The organism is Brevibacillus sp. AY1 (assembly GCF_029870785.1).
Classification (GTDB): domain Bacteria; phylum Bacillota; class Bacilli; order Brevibacillales; family Brevibacillaceae; genus Brevibacillus; species Brevibacillus invocatus.
Genome location: NZ_JAFLPN010000006.1, coordinates 146,198 through 167,060, shown reverse-complemented (window position 1 = coordinate 167,060; position 20,863 = coordinate 146,198). Strand labels below are relative to the sequence as shown.

Genomic DNA, 20,863 nt, shown 5'->3' with positions numbered 1-20,863 from the left:
GAACGTTTCCCAGTTTACAGAAGGTGCTTTTTTTATTCAAACCCCAAATTCATTCATTACAGGAATGGCTCCTTTTTTATCTTTACCATGAATCCTGAGAAGTCTTTCTCTTATACTCGTTTACTTTATTGTACACATATTGGTTTGAAGTAACTTTGAGTGAGTTTATTCTCGTAGCTTTCGCATCATAGTCTAAATCAATATAAGTGACTCTGTTGGCTCCGGTACTTTTTACCAGTGAACCATTCATGTAAAAATCGGACTCTACCCGAACCTTATTTCTATCTGCTCCTTCTCCTTCAGTATATGCCCATAAATATGCAGTTGTGGCTGTTCTATCATGAATATATGATCCATATCCTGAAAAGTTATAATCTTCACCTGTTCCAAGGATATCGTTTGCGTAAGCGCTTGATGATAACAAAGCAATTGATAGGGAAGCTGATATAACTGCTAATTTAGCTAGTTTCTTCATAAAGTCCTACTTATTTATTTTTTTGATATAATTTACATTTTAGTATATTTATATATTTATAAATTACAAAAAAGTTACAATTCGGAAAATAGTACTTTATTTTGAGTAGCAGGTAGTATTCACATTTTCACTTAACATTTAACACATCGCTCTTGCGTATTCTTAACTATTTGGTGGGCTGATACCGGTTTAACCTCCTCATAAATAGAGTCGTTCTCCCTTATTCTCGCATTTTCATATGATTCTTTTTCTTAAACGGCTTGTGATTGTGGGACGGGAAAAATCTATCGATAGAGCGTACGCTTGACTCTCCAGACTTTTCCCGTCCTGCTAGACAGTTAGGTTTAAGAATGTTTTTGAGTGCTTCATTGCCTCGCAATACTGTCACGATAAAACGGTTTTTTATGTTGCAGTGCAAAAGCCTTGCCGAATTCTACTGGTGATATGTCATACAAACTGCACTTCTTGATAGCTCTGAATTTCATTTCGTTGCAAACATTCTGTCCCCAAAAAACTGTGAAATGACTCAATACGAGCATTTTTATGCACATAGGCAAAAGTAGCCCTTGAATGTAAGGACAAAGCCACTTTCTATAAGCGACAAAAGGTGGAAGTAGAAAGTGCATTCGGTCACATCAAGGGCAATCGGTCGTTTCCGCCGCTTTTCCTTGCGTGGGCTCGACAAAATATATCGAGTTCGAAATTGTGGCAATAGCACATAACTTAATGAAAATCGCGGGCAACCGCCCAGCCATTTTCTTTGAACCAATAGGGACAAAAAAGAAGCTGGAGGGAAATGAAACGATTTTCTCCAGCTTCTTTATTTTTTTAGACAGTCTCTTGTGAATACTAAAACTCCTCTATCAATCTCCCACCTGATACAACCACCTCTCCTCTTTTGATCACGGTATGAACATGATTCACTCCGTATTGATACTGCAGGGTCATATAGTCGGGCACGTCAAAAATGGTGATGTCCGCCTGCTTGCCAGACTCGATGCTGCCGATCTGATCCGCGCAGCGGATGGCGTGTGCCGCATTGATGGTCGCTGCGGTCAGGACCTCCGCCGGGGTCATGCCCATTTTCAGGCAGCCCAGATTCATGATGAGCGGCATGGAGACGGTAGGCGAAGAACCCGGGTTGCAATCCGTGGAGATCGCGACTGCGACTCCGGCATCGATCATCTTGCGCCCACTCGCTGACTCTGCCATCAGGAAAAAGGCGGTTCCAGGCAACAGAACAGCTATGACGCCAGACTGTGCCATTCGCTCAATGCCGTGTTCCGATGCACGCAGCAGGTGATCAGTATCAAGCTCCGAGCTCATTAGCTTTATTTCTGGTACAGCCTCACCTGCTATCCTTGTCAACTAAAGCTAGTTCGCAGCGAAAATTGCGTTCATAAAATTACAAAATTAGTTGTTATTAGTTCTTGGGTAATGAGTGGTGAGCCTTTCGGCATTTTTCGTGACAATATTCTTGATGACATCATTCCCATATCCTAATAAAAATGCATTTTCGTCTATCCAATAACCAATTATAACTTTAGAGTCATCATTTAGATGAACCCTTAAGAAATATTTGTTACTGTTAATTGGAATGCCTTTAAAAATTTCATTGAACGGGACATAATCTTGTTGTAAGTATTCATCGATGAACTGTATCGTCTCTTCCATTGAAAAATCTACTGAAGGAGAGTTTTCAATCGGGTATTCTATTGAAATCTTCATAACTTTTCCTGTTATGTCATAAAAGTCACCTATTTTTTTTGCGTCCGGAATTTCAGATACTTCAAACAGTTCATCTCCCAATAAAAGCCTGAATTTCTCTGAGTATCCCTTTATTTTGTATATCGGGGTTCCAATCGGTGCCCAGGTTGCGTCACCATTTTCCATTCGATATCCAAGGCAAACATTTCCATTTACTTTGAACTGAACCTCACCGATCTTTTCTCCTCGCTCCAATAATTTTGTATCCGACTCATAGTTTTTTTTGTACCTGAGGTTATTCCACTTCAAGGCAGGATTATATTCATCTATCTTAAAGTCACAGTCACCAGTAAACTGAGCATTGGTGTGAAGTTCACTCTCTTCTTTGATGGTATCGATGGGGGGATAAGAAGATGTGATGTCCAATAACAGGAGAAATGTCAGGGGAATTATCGTGAATTTCATAATAACACCTCTTATTGATTCTTCATAAAAATAAATCAAAAGATCAAGGAAAAAAAAATCCGTTTGGGGAATATACCCATTCGGATTTAAATTTTTTAATCAGACAATACTTCATATTTCTCTACAACTTTCTCTTTTAACCTCTTAAAATGGTCAATATTTTCACCGAAGTAATCGACTTCACTCAAAGCCTCATAGTCTAAACTCCTTGTCACGTTTTTTCCATTTTTCTGAATGTTATTATTATATTTCCCCTGATACATTCCAGAAATTGCATAGCCTTCTTTATTTTTTACTGGTTTTAAAAATAGAGTATATGTCCCGTTTTCGTCCATCAGCTTGTAACCATCGATCGTTACATAATTATTGTCTTCGTCTATTATCGCTGGTTCATAAACTATAATTTTGTCCTGATTTTCAAGGTCACCTTTAAAAACATTGTGAATTTCAACGAGAGAATCTGACCGGAACAGTTTACCTTCTGTTATATTGGGATATACAGTTTCACGTTCGCCAGTAAACGATGCCTGCACGATTATCGGAGAAACTTTTTCAAGTTCTCTTAGATCATCATAAGGTATTACATGGCCAGGGTAGGAAATTATTTTTTCCTCATTATTAGCTTTTGCTGTAATTAAATTTGCGGTAAAAAACATTAAACCTAAGGATAAAACTAGAATGGTTGCATTGATAGAGAATCTATTCTTGACCATGCTATCAACACTCCTTAATATTTCCATTTTAAGTTACTAATATCTAGAGAGGTTGGGCTTGTAATAGTTAACTTTCCTGGTACCATTACTGAATTAACACCTTTAGGCTGATGTTCTAATGCATATGCATGGCCAATTTCATGTAAAACAGTCTTGTGCCTGTTAATAGAACTAAAATCTTCTCTCTCCATGTTATCTGGTAATAAAAATACTGCAGCCAATTCCCACCTTGAATTGTAACTCACTTTATTACAAGTAGAACCAGACCAATTACAAGGAATCATAATCCCAGGTAGTCCATCATAGGTTCCATCTTCGTCAGTGTCGACAATAAACAAGTCTGCATCTTCAAGCCAGGAAACTTCTTCAAATCCAAAGTTGACACCTGATATAGAGGAAAAATCAGAAAATGAATCATCGATATAATCACCGAATTGGTCCCATGTGTATGATGGTATATAATACTTCATGTTTTCTGTAACTGAAATATCCTTAAAACCACCATTGTAATAAAATGCATTAGCATCTTTCAACTCGCCCGCAGCAGAAGCTACACCACTTAATGCTAAAGTTAAAGAGAGAAACGAAATGATAGTAAAATATTTACTTTTTTTCATTTATATACCTCCTTTGCATTTAAACAAAATAATACATAAAAAAACAAAAAATGTAAATACAATCTCGTTTTTTCACACCTAAATATTCTAAATAGAATCTTACCTTTGATAATAAAGGCAGCGAGTACTTAGTTCCTTATTCGTCGACCTCTTGACTTTCTCTAGTACTGGAACTAGTCATTTCTAAATGGTTTGTTACTTTGAACTAGCCACCTCCTTATTCCCAACAGCCTGTAAGAATTGTTTCTTTCTTCTACTCCCTATTCGTTAATGATTCACGTACCTTTCAGTCTCAAAAGTCATTTTTCAATCTTGAGTCCCCACTTTAACAACAAATTCATGCCAAACATAAGCATCCCGACCCACTTTCGATAGTGAATCGGGATGTTTTATCACTCTTTTTTGGGATTCAGTAAATCGAGATTAACCTTTTGTGACAGCCTCTTGTGAATACTAAAACTCCTCTATCAACCTGCCATCCGACACGACTACCGTTCCTCTTTTGATCACGGTATGAACATGATTCACTCCGTATCGATACTGCAGGGTCATGTAGTCGGGCACTTCAAAAATGGTGATATCCGCCTGCTTGCCAGTCTCGATGCTGCCGATCCGATCCGCGCAACGGATGGCGTGTGCCGCATTGATGGTCGCTGCGGTCAGGACCTCCGCTGGGGTCATACCCATTTTCAGGCAGCCCAGATTCATGATGAGCGGCATGGAGACGGTAGGCGAAGAACCAGGGTTGCAATCCGTGGAGATCGCGACTGCGACTCCGGCATCGATCATCTTGCGGCCGTTCGCTGACTCTGCCATCAGGAAAAAGGCGGTTCCAGGCAGCAGAACAGCGATGACGCCAGACTGTGCCATCCGTTCAATACCATGTTCCGATGCCCGCAGCAGGTGATCAGCAGATACGGCCCCGATCTCTGCGGCAAGCTCCGCTCCCTCGTATGGTTCGATTTCATCTGCATGTATTTTGGGCAGGAGTCCGTACTCCTTGCCAGCTTCCAGAATGCGTCTGGACTGCTCTGGTGTAAATACCCCGCGCTCGCAGAAAACATCGTTGAATACGGCAAGTCCGCGGCGCGCTACTTCCGGGATCATCTCCCTGATCAACAGCTCCACAAAATCGTCTGGATGATCCCGATACTCGCGAGGAACTGCATGTGCACCCATAAAGGTACTGACGATATCGACCGGATGCTCCTCGTGAAGCCGCTTTGCTACCTCCAGCTGCTTGAGTTCTACGTCTAGTGTCATGCCATAGCCGCTTTTGGCTTCCACCGTTGTAACCCCGTGCAGGAGGAACTGATCGAGCCGCTTTTTGCTTTCCGCAAACAGCTGATCGTGAGTAGCCACTCGGGTAGCCGAGGTCGTCGCGTGGATTCCACCACCGTTGTTCATGATCTCCATGTAAGTAGCGCCGTGGAGTCGCATGTTGAACTCATTCTGCCTGCTTCCGGCATGCACCAGATGCGTATGCGGATCGATCAAGCCGGGTGTGACCAGCTTGCCTGTAGCATCAATGATTCTTGCTTCATCCCGACGTGACCCGAATATCGCTTCGAGCTCCTCGTCTTTACCGACGTGAACGATCTTCCCGTCTTCCAGCCAGACACTGCCATTCTCGATGAAGGAGAGCTGATTCATTCCTGCACCCGTGACAGGTGCCTGTGAGGTTCCCGCCAAGGTGACGAGCTGGCTAGCGTGGCGAATCCATAACGGCTGATGCTTCATCGCGCGTCTACTCCTTTATCATGGGAATGTGGACACCTTTTTCCTTGGCAGTGCGTCTAGCCAGCTCGTAGCCAGCATCTGTATGACGGACGATACCCATGCCCGGATCAGTCGTCAGCACTCGTTCCAAACGGCGTGCCGCTTCTTCCGTACCGTCTGCTACGATGACCATCCCCGCGTGCAAGGAATACCCCATGCCGACTCCTCCACCGTGATGCACCGATACCCAGCTCGCTCCACCGACTGCATTGACCAGCGCGTTTAAGATTGGCCAGTCAGCCACCGCGTCACTTCCGTCCATCATGGCTTCTGTTTCCCGATTGGGGGAAGCGACCGATCCAGAGTCCAGATGATCGCGTCCTATCACGATCGGGGCTTTCAGTTCGCCTCTGGCCACCATCTCATTGATGATGTGACCAAAGCGGGCGCGTTCACCGTATCCCAGCCAGCAGATACGAGAAGGCAGACCTTGAAACTGAATGCGCTCCTGAGCCATGCGAATCCAGTTGCACAAATGGGTGTTCGTGGCGAATTCCCGCAAAATCACTTCATCGGTCTTGTAGATGTCTTCCGGATCACCCGATAGCGCTACCCAGCGAAACGGTCCCTTGCCCTCGCAAAATTGCGGACGAATATAGGCAGGAACAAATCCCGGAAAGCGGAAGGCATCCTCTACCCCTTCATCCTTTGCCACCTGTCGAATGTTGTTCCCGTAGTCAAAGGTCACTGCTCCGCGCGCCTGCATCGCCAGCATGGCGAGAACGTGCTCGGCAATACTCGCTTTCGCTCGGACTTCATAGCTTTTCGGATCACGGAGACGAAGCTCCTGCGCGTCGGATAAAGACATGCCTGTCGGGATATAGCCATTTAATGGATCGTGAGCGGAGGTTTGGTCCGTCAGCACATCCGGGATAAAGCCGCGATTCAGCATCTCACGCAGCACTTCTGGTGCATTGCCCACCAGCCCGATCGAGACGCCTTTTTTGGCAAGCTTCATCTCCTGTGCAATGGTAAGAGCCTCATCCAGACTGCTCGTCATCACATCCAGGTACTTTGTATCCAATCTGCGCTGAATACGGGCCGGATCTACTTCAATATTGATGCTTACACCGCCGTTGAGCGAAACCGCCAAGGGTTGGGCGGCACCCATGCCTCCCAAGCCAGCCGTCACGGTAATCGTCCCAGCCAACGTTCCTTCAAAATGCTGCCGCGCACACTCGGCGAAGGTTTCATACGTGCCTTGCACAATGCCCTGGCTGCCGATATAGATCCAGCTTCCCGCTGTCATCTGTCCGTACATCATCAGCCCTTTTTTGTCCAGCTCGTGGAAATGCTCCCAGTTTGCCCATGCCGGTACCAGATTGGAGTTGGCTAACAGAATGCGTGGAGCATCTGTATGCGTCCGAAAAACAGCGACTGGCTTGCCCGATTGGATCAGCAGCGTCTCGTCGCTATCCAGCTGCTTCAATGTCTCCACAATCGCCTCAAAGCATTCCCAGTTGCGAGCTGCTTTGCCGATCCCGCCATAGACGACCAGATCTTCTGTCCGTTCCGCTACCTGCGGGTTCAGGTTGTTCAGCAGCATCCGCAAAGCTGCTTCCTGTACCCATCCCTTGGTATGGAGCTGTGCACCCGAATATTGCTGAATCAACTGTTCAATCGTCTGCGTAGTCGCCATTATTTCCCACCTGCTTTTCTTCAAGGTTCTTTTGTTCAGTATAAAAATGGGTGGAAAACAAAAAAAGGCACCAGGCTTTTGATTTGGTGCCCCTACTATCGGTTTGTTTTTGCCTATTCGCTGGGAAAAGCTACAAATAGGTATTTTTTTTCGATTCTACTCCTTTCTTTTGATTGCGATACATCCGCGGGGTTGTTCCCAGCTTTTCCTTGAACACTTTGCTGAAGTAGTTGGCATTGGCAAAGCCGCTTCGCTCCGCTACCTCATGAATACTCAAAGACGTTTCGGCAATCAGTTGCTCTGCTTCCTTCAGTCGCATGTTCGTCAGCAGCTGCCGAAACGTAATGCCCAGACTGCTGCTGACCAGTGTGCTGAAATAGGCGGGACTCCGATCCACATAGCCTGCGACATCCTCCAGACGTAGGGAGGAATCTGAGAATCTCCCCTCCATAAAGCGAAGAGCCAGCTCGATCACATCGACACCCGCTGCACCACGCTGCCTTTGCACGACATCCATGAGCTTGTAGATAAATAACAGCAGCTCTTGAATGATGCGATAAAGAATCGGCGCGTACAGGATGATCTCAAAGACCCGATGGTAGTCCTCCTCCACATTCGTACCGTCCAAGCCATGCGACTTCATATAGCGTCTGACCTGTGCCAAGATGCTGGTCAGCCGAATGCGAAGCAGGCCCGGCTCTGGAAAAGGCCCTTTTTGAAAGGAAAATTGCGTATACATCCACTGCTTTAATCCATCTCTGTCTCCCTCGTGCAGCATATCTACCCATGCACGCTGTTCGGCGGGAGTCAAGAACGGGTCTATCGTTTTCCAATTGATCACATTTTCTGCGACGGATACTTGCCGATATCCTGTGAAGAAGCGGATTTGCAATGCCTGACTCGCATCCTGATATTTTTCGCTCAAGCTTTTTTGCTGATCCTGCGCCTCGTAGACGACGAGAAACAGCGGGGAGTCATGCTTCGCCTCCCACTCGATCAAGATTCTTCTCGCCAGCTGCTGCATGGACGCAAGTGATTCTTTTCCCTGCTGTGTGTCGAAAACCCCGACGATGACATCTGCCAGAGGCAGCAGCACGGGTTTTTGACGAAACGGGAACTCCTGTAAAAAGGTGAGCAGCGCAGGATGATGTCTGGTCTCCTCCAGTTGCGCCAGCAAAAGGGTTTGCTCTCTGTGGTTCTGCGAATCAGGAACAAAGAGCTCGCGATACGTCACCCCTTCTCCCTCTGACCAACTGCCCGCTACACGTACATCTCGCCCCCCGTTTCGAGCCTCGACAATCTCCTGAGAGCATCGGGTCAGGACACGTCTGATCACCTCAGGTGTTTGCGGCTTCAGCCATAGGTCACGTGCGCGCAGCTCGATCGCAAGCATCGCTTTCTCGAACGTAGCCTCTGCCGTCATCACCAGAACAATGGGACGAAACTGCTCGACTAACAGCTTGAGTCGCTCCCAGTTGCTTCTAGCTACCATGTCCAGCTCGATACAGATGACATCTGGCACATGGTCTTCCAGCACCTGAAAGACGTCCTCCATCGTTCCTGCCTTGTATACATGATCGTAGGGAATTTGCCAACTGTTGAGCAGCCAGCTGATCCCGGAGCGTTCGTTGGGGTCGCGATCGGCAATCATGATGCTCGGCATGTACATCCCCTCTTTTATCACAGAATATTCTGACGCTACCACGTAAAGGAAGATGTCCCCAGCAGGGACATCTCTCGCTTCATTCATTTAGAGGAAAATGGATTCTCAATCATGGAACCCATGATGTGTTCGAGCGGAATAAAGCCAAGCTCTCGGGAATCCGTGCTGTCATTGCGATTATCGCCCATGACAAAGACGTGGTTGTCAGGAACCGTCAAGATTTCGTCTGACACGTACTCCATTTTTTCCTTGATGTACGGTTCTTCTAAAGCTACGCCATTGCGAAATACCTGATGATCTTTAAATTCCAGCACATCTCCAGGCTTTCCGATCACTCTCTTGATGTACATGGATTTGTCCTCTTTTTGACCCAGAACCATGCGCACCAAAGGATGGCCGGTCATATCATCCATCAGGGTTCGATCTCTTTTCACGCGGCTATCAATCACAACGATGTCGCCGTATTCAGGCAAATAGGAAAAGGTATGCGATAGTTTGGACACAAAAACGCGCTGCTCATCCTGCAAAGTTGGACTCATCGATTGTCCATCGACCTTGTACGGTTGAAAGACGAAAATTCCCAAAGCCAAGGCCAGTACGATGGCAAAGCCAATCGAACGAACCCATCCGAAAATCTCTTTCACGTTTAAACGTCACTCCTTCCTCCGAATACATCCTGTCAGTTGCTATCATACCACAAACATCGTCCAAACCAAAAAAGGGGAGAAGGCTCCGCGAGGCGATCTAAAAAAAAGATCAAAACCCGTGTTCACGATGATCATCTCTTTTTTAAAATCCCTAATTACTCGGTCCAAGGACCAACGTCCTCCCTGTATCTTTCTGCCAACCGCTGGTAGAAAATGCAGTCAAGCACGGTCTCCTTCGTCAGTCCAAAGGCGGCACAGTCCTTATTCGGATTGCGCGGCAGAACGATTTTACACTCATTGAGGTACACGATGATGGAAAAGGAATGGAGCAGGAGGTAGTCAATCAATTGCTGAGTCCAACAAGAAAGGGAAAAGGCGGTATCGTTTTGACCCGATGGAAGCTGATAAGCGTTACGTCTAGCTGACATCGATACAGTACAACAACCGTTTGGCTTCCAGATGAAAACCATACTGATCCAGTCTGTTGTACAGGAGCTGCATCACTTCCGAATGATTGAAATACTGCGATTGACAATCTCGTATGAATGCCAGCAGGGTTTCCATCTCCGCATCATGAACAAAGGCTTTTAAATCGTTCAAATTCACATCAGACAAATCTATTCTTCGCCATGGATGAGGGATGTACACCTTCGTCTCTTCCCTTTCCCCCAACGGAACAATCCCCAAACCGTCTGCTGTTTTCAAGACTCTATCTGTTTTGCGCTGGGCCTGCAGCTCCTGAACATACGCAAATCCGTCCTCAATCGGTTCGAGGTTGAAAGCCTTCACTGCTTCTTCCCGGACTATCGCTCTTTGGCGATCCCATTTTTCACGGTCAAAATGTTCGGAGGCTTGTGCGTCGTCTTGGCTTTGGAGATAATGCATATACTCCTCTTTCGACTCAAAATCTAGCAGCAGCAAACCTTCATGACCGAAGAAATGAAGCCTAAAAAAGTCGCGGATACCGTCATAGCCCGTACCTGCAAACATGATCGAATCTACTGGTGAACAGCGATATCCGCCGTTATCGTTTTCATTGAACGTTAAGTAGAAGCCCGTGGGAGTATCTAGATAAGGGACTTCAGGTGCAATGTCTTTCTCCCACTGGATGATGCTTTGTAATAGATCCGGTATCACCGTGTTACCTAACATCCGCATTCCCCTATTCTCGTATTCCACTTATCGCTTGCCCCTATGATAACCCGTATTCCTTGATTTTCCGAAAAAGGGTTGCCCTGCTGATCCCAAGCCATTCAGCCGCGTCCTCCTTGCGTCCCCTAGTCTGTTCTACTTGACTCAAAGCCTGTTGAATGGCCGCTCGCTCCAGCTCCTTGAGGTTGAGCGGGAGGTTCATATCCGACGTGCTTGTCCTGCCTGAAACCTCCACCCGTTCCCGCTTTTCTCGCAGTTCTAGCGGCAGGCTTTTGGTCTCAATCAACGCCGATGTCTCCATATTGACAGCGTATTCGATCGCGTTTGCCAGCTCTCGGACATTTCCAGGCCAGTCATAATGAAAGAGAATGGCTTGCGTTTCTTGTGAGAACCCGATAACGTTTTTGCCCAATCTTTGAGAGCAGCGCTGCAGACAGTCATTTGCGATGATCAAAATGTCTTCGCGTCGCTCCTTTAAGGATGGGAGGAAGATCGGAATTACATAGAGACGGTAGAACAAGTCCATGCGAAATGCTCCTTGCTCTACACGACTCCGCAAATCATGATGGGTGGCCGCGATGATCCGGGCTTTCAGCGGGATGGTTCTGCCTGTCGACCCTACCCGCATGATTTCTCTCTCCTGTAGAACGCGGAGGAGCTTACCTTGCACGTGCAGCGGCATGTCACCAATCTCATCCAGAAAAATAGTCCCCCTACTCGCTGCTTCCAGAAGTCCGATTTTTCCTCCCCTGCGGGCACCCGTAAAAGAGCCATCTTCGTAGCCGAACAACTCACTTTCGAGCAAATGCTCCGGGATGGCCGCACAATTGATCGAGACAAAAGGCAGATTGCGACGCTGGCTTTCCTGATGAACAGCCTTGGCAAACAGCTCCTTGCCAGTTCCACTCTCCCCATACAGCAACACCGTAGACTCGCTGTCCGCGACACGCCTAGCCACTTCTTTTGCCTGCGCAATGGCGGGACTATTGCCCACGATGCGAGAAAAGGCATCCTGTCGTTCGAAGCCACCTACCTGTCGAGCTATCTCAACCACTTCCCGGACATCATCGATCGTGATGACCCATTCTCTCGTAGTCCCTTCCAGTTGAATGGGCTTGATCGCAAACAAGAATTCCTTTTCCTCTTCCCCCACCGCAAGCATGACTTTTTTCGGCGTGATCCCGGAGCTGTCGACCTTGCGTATCGCTGTGATCCATTCTTTCGCTCTTGCACTGCCTTCCGTTGCGAATGTTTGCAGCTGCAAGTACTGTCTGGCACGTTGATTGGCTTGTACGATCCGGTCTGACTGATCCACGATCAACATGGCCTTGTCCAGCTCATCCATCAGCACGCGCAGCTTTTCCAGTGTCAGCTGCTGCTCTACGTACATCAGATGTTCCTTCAGCTTGCTTGCGATCAGCTCCGCAATCTTTTGCAGAAAGTTGAGAATGGAGTCCACATCTGTAAACAAACGCTCGCGCTGTGATGGATCAAAAGCCAGTAGTCCGATGACCCCCACATTTTTCCCATCCATCTGGATCGGGCAGCAAATCTCTCCCGTCTCGGCACAGTTTCCATAGTGCATGCAAGGTTTGCAGCGATCATCTTCCCCAGGGTGCGTGATGACCACCGGCTGTCCAGCGAACAGAGAGGATCGGTACACGTGATCCTCCCCTGCCATCGTCCGCAAGACACCTGGTTGTGTCTGACCTGTTCCAGCTATGCGCAACAAATGATGATCAGCGATCTCCACTTCCACACGTAATACGGAAGCAACTGCTTCGGCAATCTGCTGGACGCTCTCCTGAATTTCGCGCAAAGGCATATGGATTCCCCTCTCCGCTTGCTTTGTCTCCATTATACCTTGCGAGGCAAGAGAGCGATGACAATCCCTGGCGTTATCCGCAGAAATCACAGATCGTCTCGACCAGGATGTGAGCCATGTCCACGAGGCTGTCTGCTTCCACATATTCAACCGCTGCGTGCAAGCCTACTCCGACAGGCCCGAAGAGCAAGGTGGGAATGCCCGCTCCCTGTAGCAATGCTGAATCAGCCCAACCGGAAAAGCCGGAAATCTCCGGTGAACGCTGCATTTTTCGTTCGAAAGCCGCGTGCATCGCGCGAAAAATCGGCTCATCCGTCGATACCTCGAACGGCTCGCGCCAGAAGAAGAGCTCTGCTTCTGCGCGAAAGGACTCGTCTTCCTGCCGCAGTTTTTGCAAAATCGCTTGGATTTCCTGCTCCACCGCATGCTGTGTTTCTCCAGGGATGGTTCTACGCTCCCACTCCAGACGACAATAGTCCGGGTACGTAGACAGCTCCGTCCCGCCCTGAATCAGGGAAGCGTGGACGGATGCCGCGCCTACGATCGGGTGCTTGCTTGTGCCAAGGTTCTCTGATAGTCGCTCAAGCTCCTGTAGGACCCTGCCTGCCCGTACGATGGCGTCTACTCCTTCAGCCGGTCGGCTGCCGTGCGCCGCTTTTCCTTCTACCTCGCAGCGGACCCAGCCAAAGCCTTTGTGCACGATGCCGATCGCCAAATCTGTCGGCTCACAAACAATCGCAGCATCAGCACGGTACTCTTTCACCAGCTCTTCTGTGCCGATGCTCTTGTATTCTTCATCCGCCACAAACGCCAGGATCACGTCGCCAGCCAAAGTCATTTGCGCCTTGCTGATTGCCTCCACCGCCGCAATCATCGCACCAAGGCTTCCTTTCATATCGAGACTTCCGCGTCCGTAAATGTTTCCATCCTGATAGGTCGGCTCAAACGGGGGGATCTCCATCCGCTTGGCACTGACGGTATCCATGTGTCCGTTCAGCATAAGGGATTTGCCGCCACCACTTCCACGCAATACGGCTATGACATTGACCGCTGTCTCATTGATTGGCTGCATGTTGACTTCCAGACCGCTCGCTACCAGACGTTCACGAATAAAGCGCGCGATCTGGCGTTCCCCATGACCATCCGCATCGAGATAGGGATTGACCGAATCGATGCGGACCAGCTCCTGGACCAGACTGACGATTGCATCACGCTCAATCAACATGTTCATTCCTCCAACGCTCCTCTCACCTGTGCAGGTGTAGATTTGTCCGAATAGGCGCTGTGCATGACAATCCGCTCGTACGTTTCGCGATCCGTATCGCCCTCTGTGCTGAAGCAAAGCACGACGGAATGATCATCCAGCTTCAGCTGTTTTCGCAGATGTGCCAGCTCTTCCTTTTGCATAATCGCTGCGAGAAGTCCGATCCCGACTGCACCGCTCTCTCCGCTGACAACCGCCGCATCTTCATCTGTTGGTGATGCCAGCAGTCGCATGCCATTGGCTGCGATGTCATCCGGACAGCTGACAAATGCATCTGCATAATCCCGCAAGATCTGCCATGCCATCGGATTGGGCTCCCCACAAGCAAGCCCTGCCATGATCGTCTGTAGCTCCCCGGTCGCCACCTGAGCCTGCCCGTCTCCAGCCGCTGCTGATAGATACATGCAGTTCGCCGCATGAGGCTCTACGATCACCGTGATGAGATCATTCCCTTGATCAGCCTGGACAAAATGTCCAAGTACCGCTGCTGCCATCGATCCCACACCAGCCTGCAGGAACAGATGCGTCGGTTTGCATGAAGGAGCCTGATCAGCCAATTGCTCGATCGCCTCGGCCGCCATCGTCGTGTATCCCTGCATGATCCACTGCGGAATCGTCGTATACCCTTCCCACGCCGTATCCTGTATTACCTGCCAGCCTCGCTCCTCGGCCATTTGATTGGATAGCCGGACGGCCTCATCGTAGTTTCCGTTGATCACATGGGCATGAGCACCTGTCTGCCGAATCGCTTCTACCCTTTGAACAGCTGTCCCCTTCGGCAGCAAGACGACCGCCTTTTGCCCCAATCGAGAAGCCGCCCAGGCGACGGCCCTCCCGTGATTGCCATCGGTTGCCGTAACGAAGGTGATCTCTCCGAGCTGACGACGAATCTCTGCTGAGCGTAGCGATTCAAAATCGACTTCTTCGACGGAGCGGCCCAATCGTTCACAGATATAGCGAGCCATCGCATAGGAAGCTCCCAGAACCTTAAAAGCATTCAGACCAAAGCGATGAGACTCGTCCTTTACGTATAGCTGGCGAATCCCGCATTTGCTGGCTAAACCCGGCAGACTGACGAGTGGAGTGGGCTGATAGTTCGGAAAGGATTTATGGAAGGCTTTTGCTGACAGACTGGCTTGTGTAGACAAATATTTGGGCAACGAATGACCCTCTCTGGATAATGGCTTGCGACTCATCCTGTTCATAGCTACGCGAATTTCTTTGTGAACCATATCCGACATACACTTTCATCCTCCTAGCTTTTTTGTATCCATCTTTTTACGTACTGCCAAATAAGATAAAGCAAGGAATGTGCCAGTCTTTCGCTGATGCTGGACGCGAGGGTAATTGGCTCACTATCTGGATGAGTATCGATTTGAGATAAAAAAGTATCAAAAAGAGATTGCTTGTATCAATTCGATACTAACAATCTCGTCAGTTCGTTGCTGGCTTTGATACACGCTAATTGTACACTTCGTTCAAATAGCTCGCTACGATAACGAGTGGTGCATTGTAATCAATGGCGTATTCATTCGTCGCATATGAACGATGATCATCTACATAGCTGAGCGCCCCCTGCCGTTTCGGTGCAATGCCGTCATTGGCATGTGAATTGGGACCGCCGACCAGAAGTCCGGGAATGAGAATTCCACTGGCAACCGTGTAACGATGATGAGGCTCGACAGGCGAAAACATGCCCATGCCAGTGACAAATGACTGAGAAAGTGCGTTGCTTCCCAATACCCAGTCCAATTGTCGGATGATCGCGTGAATGTAGGCGGGCTTTGGTTCCAGCTTGTGCGCTGACGCCAGATGTACGCCATATCCAAGCGTGTTCTTGGCAGAAGCCCAATCGAAGTCATCCGCTTTGTTCAAAATCGTCCCGTAAGCCCTCTGCTCGATTGTAGCTGCCACCCGATCCGCATGCTGGATCAGGCGCTGGCGCATCAGTGCAGGCAGCTCCCAATCCGACTGATCATTCAGAGCCAGCGTCAGAATGGTCATAGCTGAAGTGTTTTGCCAATAGGCGGGGAACATTTTCTTCGGACGCAATTCCAACACGCTGTAATGCTCCTCTACATACTTGCGAAACAATGGCAGACTCGTCGTTACATACAGCTCAGCTGCTGCCCAGACACGCGATTGACTATCGCTTTTGCTGCGGTAGGCCTGATCTTTGCCAGGAACCAGTATCTCTTCGTTCCCTTCCAGAAACCGCCATGCTTGCATCGAAGCATTCAGCAGAATCTTGGCGTAATCTGCGTCATAAGCTTGATACACGCGTGCAGCTCTTGCCATCGCCGCTGCATAAATCGCCGTATCCGGCGTCGCGATCGGCTCTACATACTGAATCTCCTGATCCTCCTCCGGTCTGATCATGCCAGGAAACTCTGCTGTTTTGACACTGTGGTAAACAGCCCCGTCCTCTCTTTGCATCTTCCTCATCCAATCCAGCTCTACCCGGATGACTGCCAGCACGTCTGGCTCATCCCTCTTTTCACGATGCAAGGAGAGCGAGGAATGCTTCAGCGTGCCCGGGGTCAGCTCTTGCAGCAGCAGCAGCGAAGCGACAGTCATTCCGGCATTGGGCATGTACTTGCCGTAATCCCCGGCATCATGCCAACCACCTGTCACATCTCGCACTCCCCCTCCATCCGCGGATAGAATGGCAGGCAGTGTATGGCACGCCTCGTGATTGACGTGTGAGATGGGATCGTCAATTGCAACCCCGCAACGCTGTAGTTCATAGGAGCGCATCGCCATTCTGAAGATGCTTTCAAAGACGTTGTCTGAAATCTGAAAGGGAGCACTTCCCAGTCCGTTGGATAAATGAATCTGATACGTTCCAGGCTTTTGAAATGTTGAAAAATCCAGCTGGTACACCGGCTTCCCCGTCTGTCCATCCTGAGGTCCGCTTTTTGGCACCCCTCTGTACACAACCCGATGATCCGCGAGATCGACGAGGGTAAATTCTGAAGCTGGCAGCGTAGTTGAAGCCATTTTGATGGCATCTGGCGCATAGCCCACCTGATTGACACTGATCTCTCTGGTCACTGGCAGCGGTGCGACCATCGGAGGAGGCTCCTGCCTCTGCCCCTGGATCAGGAAAAGTCCGGCTATAATCAAGGCAAGCAGCAGGAGAAGCCATCTCCATCGCAGGAGATGCACCATCCCCTTTACCATGGCTGAATCTTCCTGTAGACGTGCTCCATTTTTTTACCGAACGATTCCCAGGTGTGTTCCTTGGCAAAATCATAGCCAGCACACCCCATGCGCGCTCGTTCCTCCGGCTGCTGATAGAGCACTTCGATCGCTGCTGCCATATCGGAGGTCACCTGCTCAGGAGATGTGACAGGGATCTTGATTCCCGCCGTGGTTGGCACAAAATCACGTACACCGTGATGATCCAGCACAATCACGGGCAAGCCATAGGCCATCGCCTCCAGCACCTGTGCCCCGAAGGAATCACGCAAGCTGGTAAAGAGAAAGACGTCGCTCGTCAAATAATGCTGCTTGACCTGCTCCCAGGGAAGCTGCCCATGAAACTCCACTCGATCCTCGACCTCGTATTGCTGTATCCACTTCTCAACGTGGCTCTCCAGCTGTCCTCCTCCTACGATACAGAGCTTGATCGAAAGCTCGGGGTTCACCTTTGCCACAGCCTCCAGGGCGATTTGCAAAGCTTTGCGCGGCATGAGACGACCGACCCAGAGCAATTTCAGACTTGTATCCGCCTTTCTTTGCGGGAGGTTGTCCGGAAAAAAATCATGTGGCAGCGAAGTATCGAGAAACAAGGAGAGATTTTTCCCGCCCATGCGCCGGGCGATTGCCAGCGTATCCTGATTGGTCGCAAGCGTCGCGCTGGCATGACGGATCGTTCCGCGCAGGACGGGATTCCACGCTGCCATTTTGCATCGAAACAAAGATCGCGCAGCTTCCTGTCTCCACTCCCCGCCAAAATACTGTTTAAACGCTTCCGGAGCGGTCTGTCCGCCACCTACTGGACCAAATACCATCGGCTTTCCAAGACGCCACAGCCAGGAGCCTCCCTGCAGGCTTCCCAACGTGATGTGATGAATGATGTCAAATGATACTTCCTTCTCTAATCGCTTGGCCGTTCGGTAAGCCTGATACTGCCAATAAAAATAATTGAGAAAATAGCCCGAATTCCCTTTTATCACCTTGCGAATCTGTGGAAAGTCGTCCACGATGACGAAGTGCAAATGAGGCAGCGACTCTCTTGACAGCCTTTCCTCGATCGCCCTGCGTCCCTCCGGTCTGGTCAGGATCCACACTTCATTTCCTTGACGTGCCAGCTCTATCGCACAATTCCATCCAAAGCCAGGCTCCGAGCCGCGATCCGGCTCACAGGCAAAAGCAGACAGCAGTATTTTCATTGCTTTTCCTGCCCTCCAATCCGATGTCTTTTTGCGAAAAATCAAACAATCGCTGATACAAGCATGCTCTCATTTTCATAGGATGGAGAGAGCAAAAGTTCACGTGCTAACAAGGAGGTTTTGGACAATCACATGAAAAATAACATTTTGGTGACCTCGCCGATAGATCGCTCATTTTTCGGGATTCAAATTCAGGATGTTCGCAATATGCGTCCTCTTGGATTTGGCACGATGCGCGTAGGTACCACCTGGCGTCAGATCGAACGAGAAAAGGGGAAGTTTACTTTTGGCGAAATCGATCAGTATGTCGCCTTTGCACAGCAACAAAATTTGGATGTCATCATGCAGTTGGGTCAGCCCCCGAACTGGGCAACTGGCGGAATTTCATCTTCCCCGTACGGCAATCTGTTCAACAGCATTCCGCCTTACAACATCCAGGATTGGCGAAATTATGTGACGGCATTGGGACAAAAGTACAAAGGAAAAATTCGCTACTACGAGGTGTGGAATGAGCCGAATCTGAGCGGCTTTTACTCCGGCAGCCTGGCCAAGCTGGTGGAATTGACGATGGAGGCAAATAAAGTACTGAAAGCCATTGATCCGCAAATCCAGATCATCAGCCCCACCTACACGACCGAGAATGGCGTTGCCGGTATGGGAGATTTTTTACGTGCAGGAGGAAAAAACTGGATAGATATCGTCGGAATTCATCTCTATGGCTATCCGAAACCGCCAGAAGACATGCTCACTCTCGCCAATCAATACCGACAGGTCGTCACGCAAGCAGGTGTTGGTCATCTCCCTGTCTGGAATACGGAAAGCAGCTGGAACAGCTACTATTACAAAGGAGTCCTGTACGGAAGCGATGAAAACGATTACTCCATCCAAATGCCTGACGATTTGGCTATTTCCTACATTCACCGCATGTTTTTGTGCAACTGGATCGCTGGAATGGAGCGCGCTGTGTTTTACGGAATGGATCAGCCTTGGTCGCGCATTCGCTTGTTAGACCTGAAAAATCTCCCGAATGTCGCCGTCACTGGCCAGGCTTATCAGCGAATAGTGGACTGGCTGACCGGTGCATCCATGCATCAGTACTCGTTTTCCTCCAAAGGGTTACACACGATTTCGCTCCTGTACGCGGATGGGCGCTCCGGCTATGTGCTCTGGACCGATGATGACCGTACGGCGACGATCCAACTCTCACCAGAGCTTGCCCTCAGTCAGATGCAAACTGCGGACGGAAAGCAAGTCCCTGCAACAGAAACTGTGACGATCACCTCCATGCCCCTCTACCTGAAGAAATACGATGATCATCTGACCCTTCCCGAGATTGTTCCCAATAGTGAAACCCAAACAGAATTGCTCTACAATGGCGATTTTTCCATGCGAATGTCAGACAATTCCTTTCCACTTGGCTGGTCGACAGGCAATTTGAGCGTGAGCAAATATGCAGGGGCAGACGCTCCACCCAATCAGACGACGATCACCCTCACACCTGCCGCCCAATACGATCAGATGGTTCAACGACTGCGAAAGCCACTGGCGAAAGGCAGCCTGTACAAAATGTCGATTACCTACAAGCTGCCCTCTTCACCAATAACGGGCAAATGGACGATGGGACTGGACGTTAGCGCAATGGGGACACCTCTGATAGAGAAGGCCTTTATGCCACTCCCTGCCCAGGATGCCTTTCAAACCAGAGAAATCACCTTTTACTACGGCTATGAAGACCCCGATCCGTCTCCCGACCTGCGAATTTCCATCGTGAATATGGCGCCAACCGGACAAAAGCAGCCGCTGTATATCACCCGTATTTCGCTGACGAAAATCAGCGAGAGCGGGAACATCGATCCACACACCTACAACCTGATCTACTCACCGGTCAAACCCATGTCCGGTTCCTTCTCTGTCCATGATCAGATCCATTTTACGGATGCCAATCTGATCGCAACAGAGGGGATGGGCTGGGTCTGCGTTTCCTCGGGAACCTACGGCACACTGAGTGGAGTGAGCGGGACCTTGACCAGCGGCAGCCACATTCTCGTCGTCAGTCGTGCCAATTCCCTGCACGTCGGTGATTATGTGAAGGTGGGCAATGATACCAACGTGTATCTGGTATCCTACCAGCAGAACGGGACTCGTTATGAACTGGGAAGTGTGGCGAGAAGCTCCCAACAAAATCAAAGCGTCTCCTACGTACCTCCTGTCTTTATTCCGCTGGCAAAGACTGCTCAAGCGGCACTGCCCGCACCTGCTACCCAAACCGCCGGACGCAGCCCCTACGTGTACCAAAATACACAATCGTATCCGGTAGACATCATGGTCGCCAAAGGAAACGTCTCCCTCTTGGAATGGAGTCGAAATGGAACGACTTGGTATGATACAGGATTGACCAGAGGAATGGTCACGTTGTCCGCAGGAGATCGAATTCGTATCACGTATTCCTCCGCCCCGCAGATAACGGTCGTCCCTCGCTAGCAAATGAGCGCCTCCCAGGCGCTTTTTTTGTATGATCTG

The 20,863-nt window shown here is 49.2% G+C and carries 16 protein-coding genes and 1 pseudogene; 2 read left to right on the top strand and 15 right to left on the bottom strand.

Annotation, left to right across the window (positions count from 1 at the left end; translation table 11 throughout):
* Positions 1 to 82 precede the first annotated feature (82 nt).
* The 9 genes and pseudogenes from JZI27_RS08515 to lepB all read right to left on the bottom strand — a co-directional run bounded on the left by JZI27_RS08515 (position 83) and on the right by lepB (position 9,702).
* The gene (locus JZI27_RS08515; RefSeq protein ID WP_280207292.1) at positions 83 to 475 is read right to left on the bottom strand and encodes a hypothetical protein; all 393 of its coding nucleotides are present in this window, start codon (positions 473 to 475) and stop codon (positions 83 to 85) included.
* An 849-nt stretch (positions 476 to 1,324) separates the two neighbouring features.
* Positions 1,325 to 1,783 (bottom strand): annotated as a pseudogene (locus tag JZI27_RS08510) (amidohydrolase family protein); the annotation flags it as partial.
* A gap of 105 nt (positions 1,784 to 1,888) precedes the next feature.
* Positions 1,889 to 2,647: a hypothetical protein gene (locus tag JZI27_RS08505; protein WP_122908626.1), complete on the bottom strand. Its 759-nt coding sequence runs from the start codon at positions 2,645 to 2,647 to the stop codon at positions 1,889 to 1,891.
* A gap of 95 nt (positions 2,648 to 2,742) precedes the next feature.
* Complete coding sequence (locus JZI27_RS08500; protein ID WP_280207291.1) at positions 2,743 to 3,360, bottom strand: hypothetical protein; 618 nt, start codon at positions 3,358 to 3,360, stop codon at positions 2,743 to 2,745.
* 14 nt (positions 3,361 to 3,374) lie between these two features.
* Positions 3,375 to 3,977 carry a hypothetical protein gene (locus JZI27_RS08495; RefSeq protein ID WP_122908628.1) on the bottom strand — a complete coding sequence of 201 codons (603 nt, stop codon included), beginning with the start codon at positions 3,975 to 3,977 and terminating at the stop codon, positions 3,375 to 3,377.
* Positions 3,978 to 4,430: 453 nt separating this feature from the next.
* The gene (gene hutI, locus JZI27_RS08490) at positions 4,431 to 5,717 is read right to left on the bottom strand and encodes an imidazolonepropionase (protein WP_280207290.1); all 1,287 of its coding nucleotides are present in this window, start codon (positions 5,715 to 5,717) and stop codon (positions 4,431 to 4,433) included.
* Between the two features lie 7 nt (positions 5,718 to 5,724).
* Complete coding sequence (gene hutU, locus JZI27_RS08485; protein WP_280207289.1) at positions 5,725 to 7,395, bottom strand: urocanate hydratase; 1,671 nt, start codon at positions 7,393 to 7,395, stop codon at positions 5,725 to 5,727.
* Between the two features lie 130 nt (positions 7,396 to 7,525).
* Entirely contained in the window at positions 7,526 to 9,058 is a 1,533-nt protein-coding gene (locus JZI27_RS08480) for a response regulator transcription factor (protein ID WP_280207288.1), read from the bottom strand.
* Between the two features lie 83 nt (positions 9,059 to 9,141).
* On the bottom strand, positions 9,142 to 9,702 hold the full coding sequence (gene lepB / locus JZI27_RS08475) for a signal peptidase I (protein ID WP_122908632.1): 561 nt from the start codon (positions 9,700 to 9,702) through the stop codon (positions 9,142 to 9,144).
* Positions 9,703 to 9,908: 206 nt separating this feature from the next.
* Between lepB and JZI27_RS08470 the strand changes: the two genes are divergently transcribed.
* Positions 9,909 to 10,130: a sensor histidine kinase gene (locus tag JZI27_RS08470; RefSeq protein WP_280207297.1), complete on the top strand. Its 222-nt coding sequence runs from the start codon at positions 9,909 to 9,911 to the stop codon at positions 10,128 to 10,130.
* On the opposite strand, the gene JZI27_RS08465 is transcribed toward JZI27_RS08470, so the two are convergent.
* From JZI27_RS08465 to JZI27_RS08440, 6 genes are all read right to left on the bottom strand, one after another.
* Positions 10,123 to 10,857 (bottom strand): hypothetical protein, encoded by a 735-nt coding sequence (locus JZI27_RS08465; protein WP_280207287.1) that lies wholly within the window; start codon positions 10,855 to 10,857, stop codon positions 10,123 to 10,125. The two genes, JZI27_RS08470 and JZI27_RS08465, sit on opposite strands and share 8 nt — an antisense overlap.
* Before the next feature lie 40 nt (positions 10,858 to 10,897).
* Complete coding sequence (locus JZI27_RS08460) at positions 10,898 to 12,682, bottom strand: sigma-54-dependent Fis family transcriptional regulator (protein ID WP_280207286.1); 1,785 nt, start codon at positions 12,680 to 12,682, stop codon at positions 10,898 to 10,900.
* A gap of 73 nt (positions 12,683 to 12,755) precedes the next feature.
* Positions 12,756 to 13,913, bottom strand: coding sequence for an ArgE/DapE family deacylase (locus tag JZI27_RS08455; protein ID WP_280207285.1), 1,158 nt, complete (start codon positions 13,911 to 13,913; stop codon positions 12,756 to 12,758).
* Positions 13,910 to 15,187 carry a diaminopropionate ammonia-lyase gene (gene dpaL, locus JZI27_RS08450; protein WP_280207284.1) on the bottom strand — a complete coding sequence of 426 codons (1,278 nt, stop codon included), beginning with the start codon at positions 15,185 to 15,187 and terminating at the stop codon, positions 13,910 to 13,912. Before dpaL ends, JZI27_RS08455 begins: the two co-directional genes overlap by 4 nt.
* 220 nt (positions 15,188 to 15,407) lie before the next feature.
* Positions 15,408 to 17,129 carry a glycoside hydrolase family 9 protein gene (locus JZI27_RS08445; protein ID WP_280207283.1) on the bottom strand — a complete coding sequence of 574 codons (1,722 nt, stop codon included), beginning with the start codon at positions 17,127 to 17,129 and terminating at the stop codon, positions 15,408 to 15,410.
* Complete coding sequence (locus tag JZI27_RS08440) at positions 17,123 to 18,343, bottom strand: glycosyltransferase family 4 protein (RefSeq protein WP_280207282.1); 1,221 nt, start codon at positions 18,341 to 18,343, stop codon at positions 17,123 to 17,125. The genes JZI27_RS08445 and JZI27_RS08440 overlap by 7 nt, the downstream gene beginning before the upstream one ends.
* A 132-nt stretch (positions 18,344 to 18,475) precedes the next feature.
* Here JZI27_RS08440 and JZI27_RS08435 point away from each other — a divergent pair, with 132 nt between their 5' ends.
* The gene (locus JZI27_RS08435) at positions 18,476 to 20,824 is read left to right on the top strand and encodes a GH39 family glycosyl hydrolase (RefSeq protein WP_280207281.1); all 2,349 of its coding nucleotides are present in this window, start codon (positions 18,476 to 18,478) and stop codon (positions 20,822 to 20,824) included.
* The last annotated feature ends 39 nt before the right edge of the window (positions 20,825 to 20,863 follow it).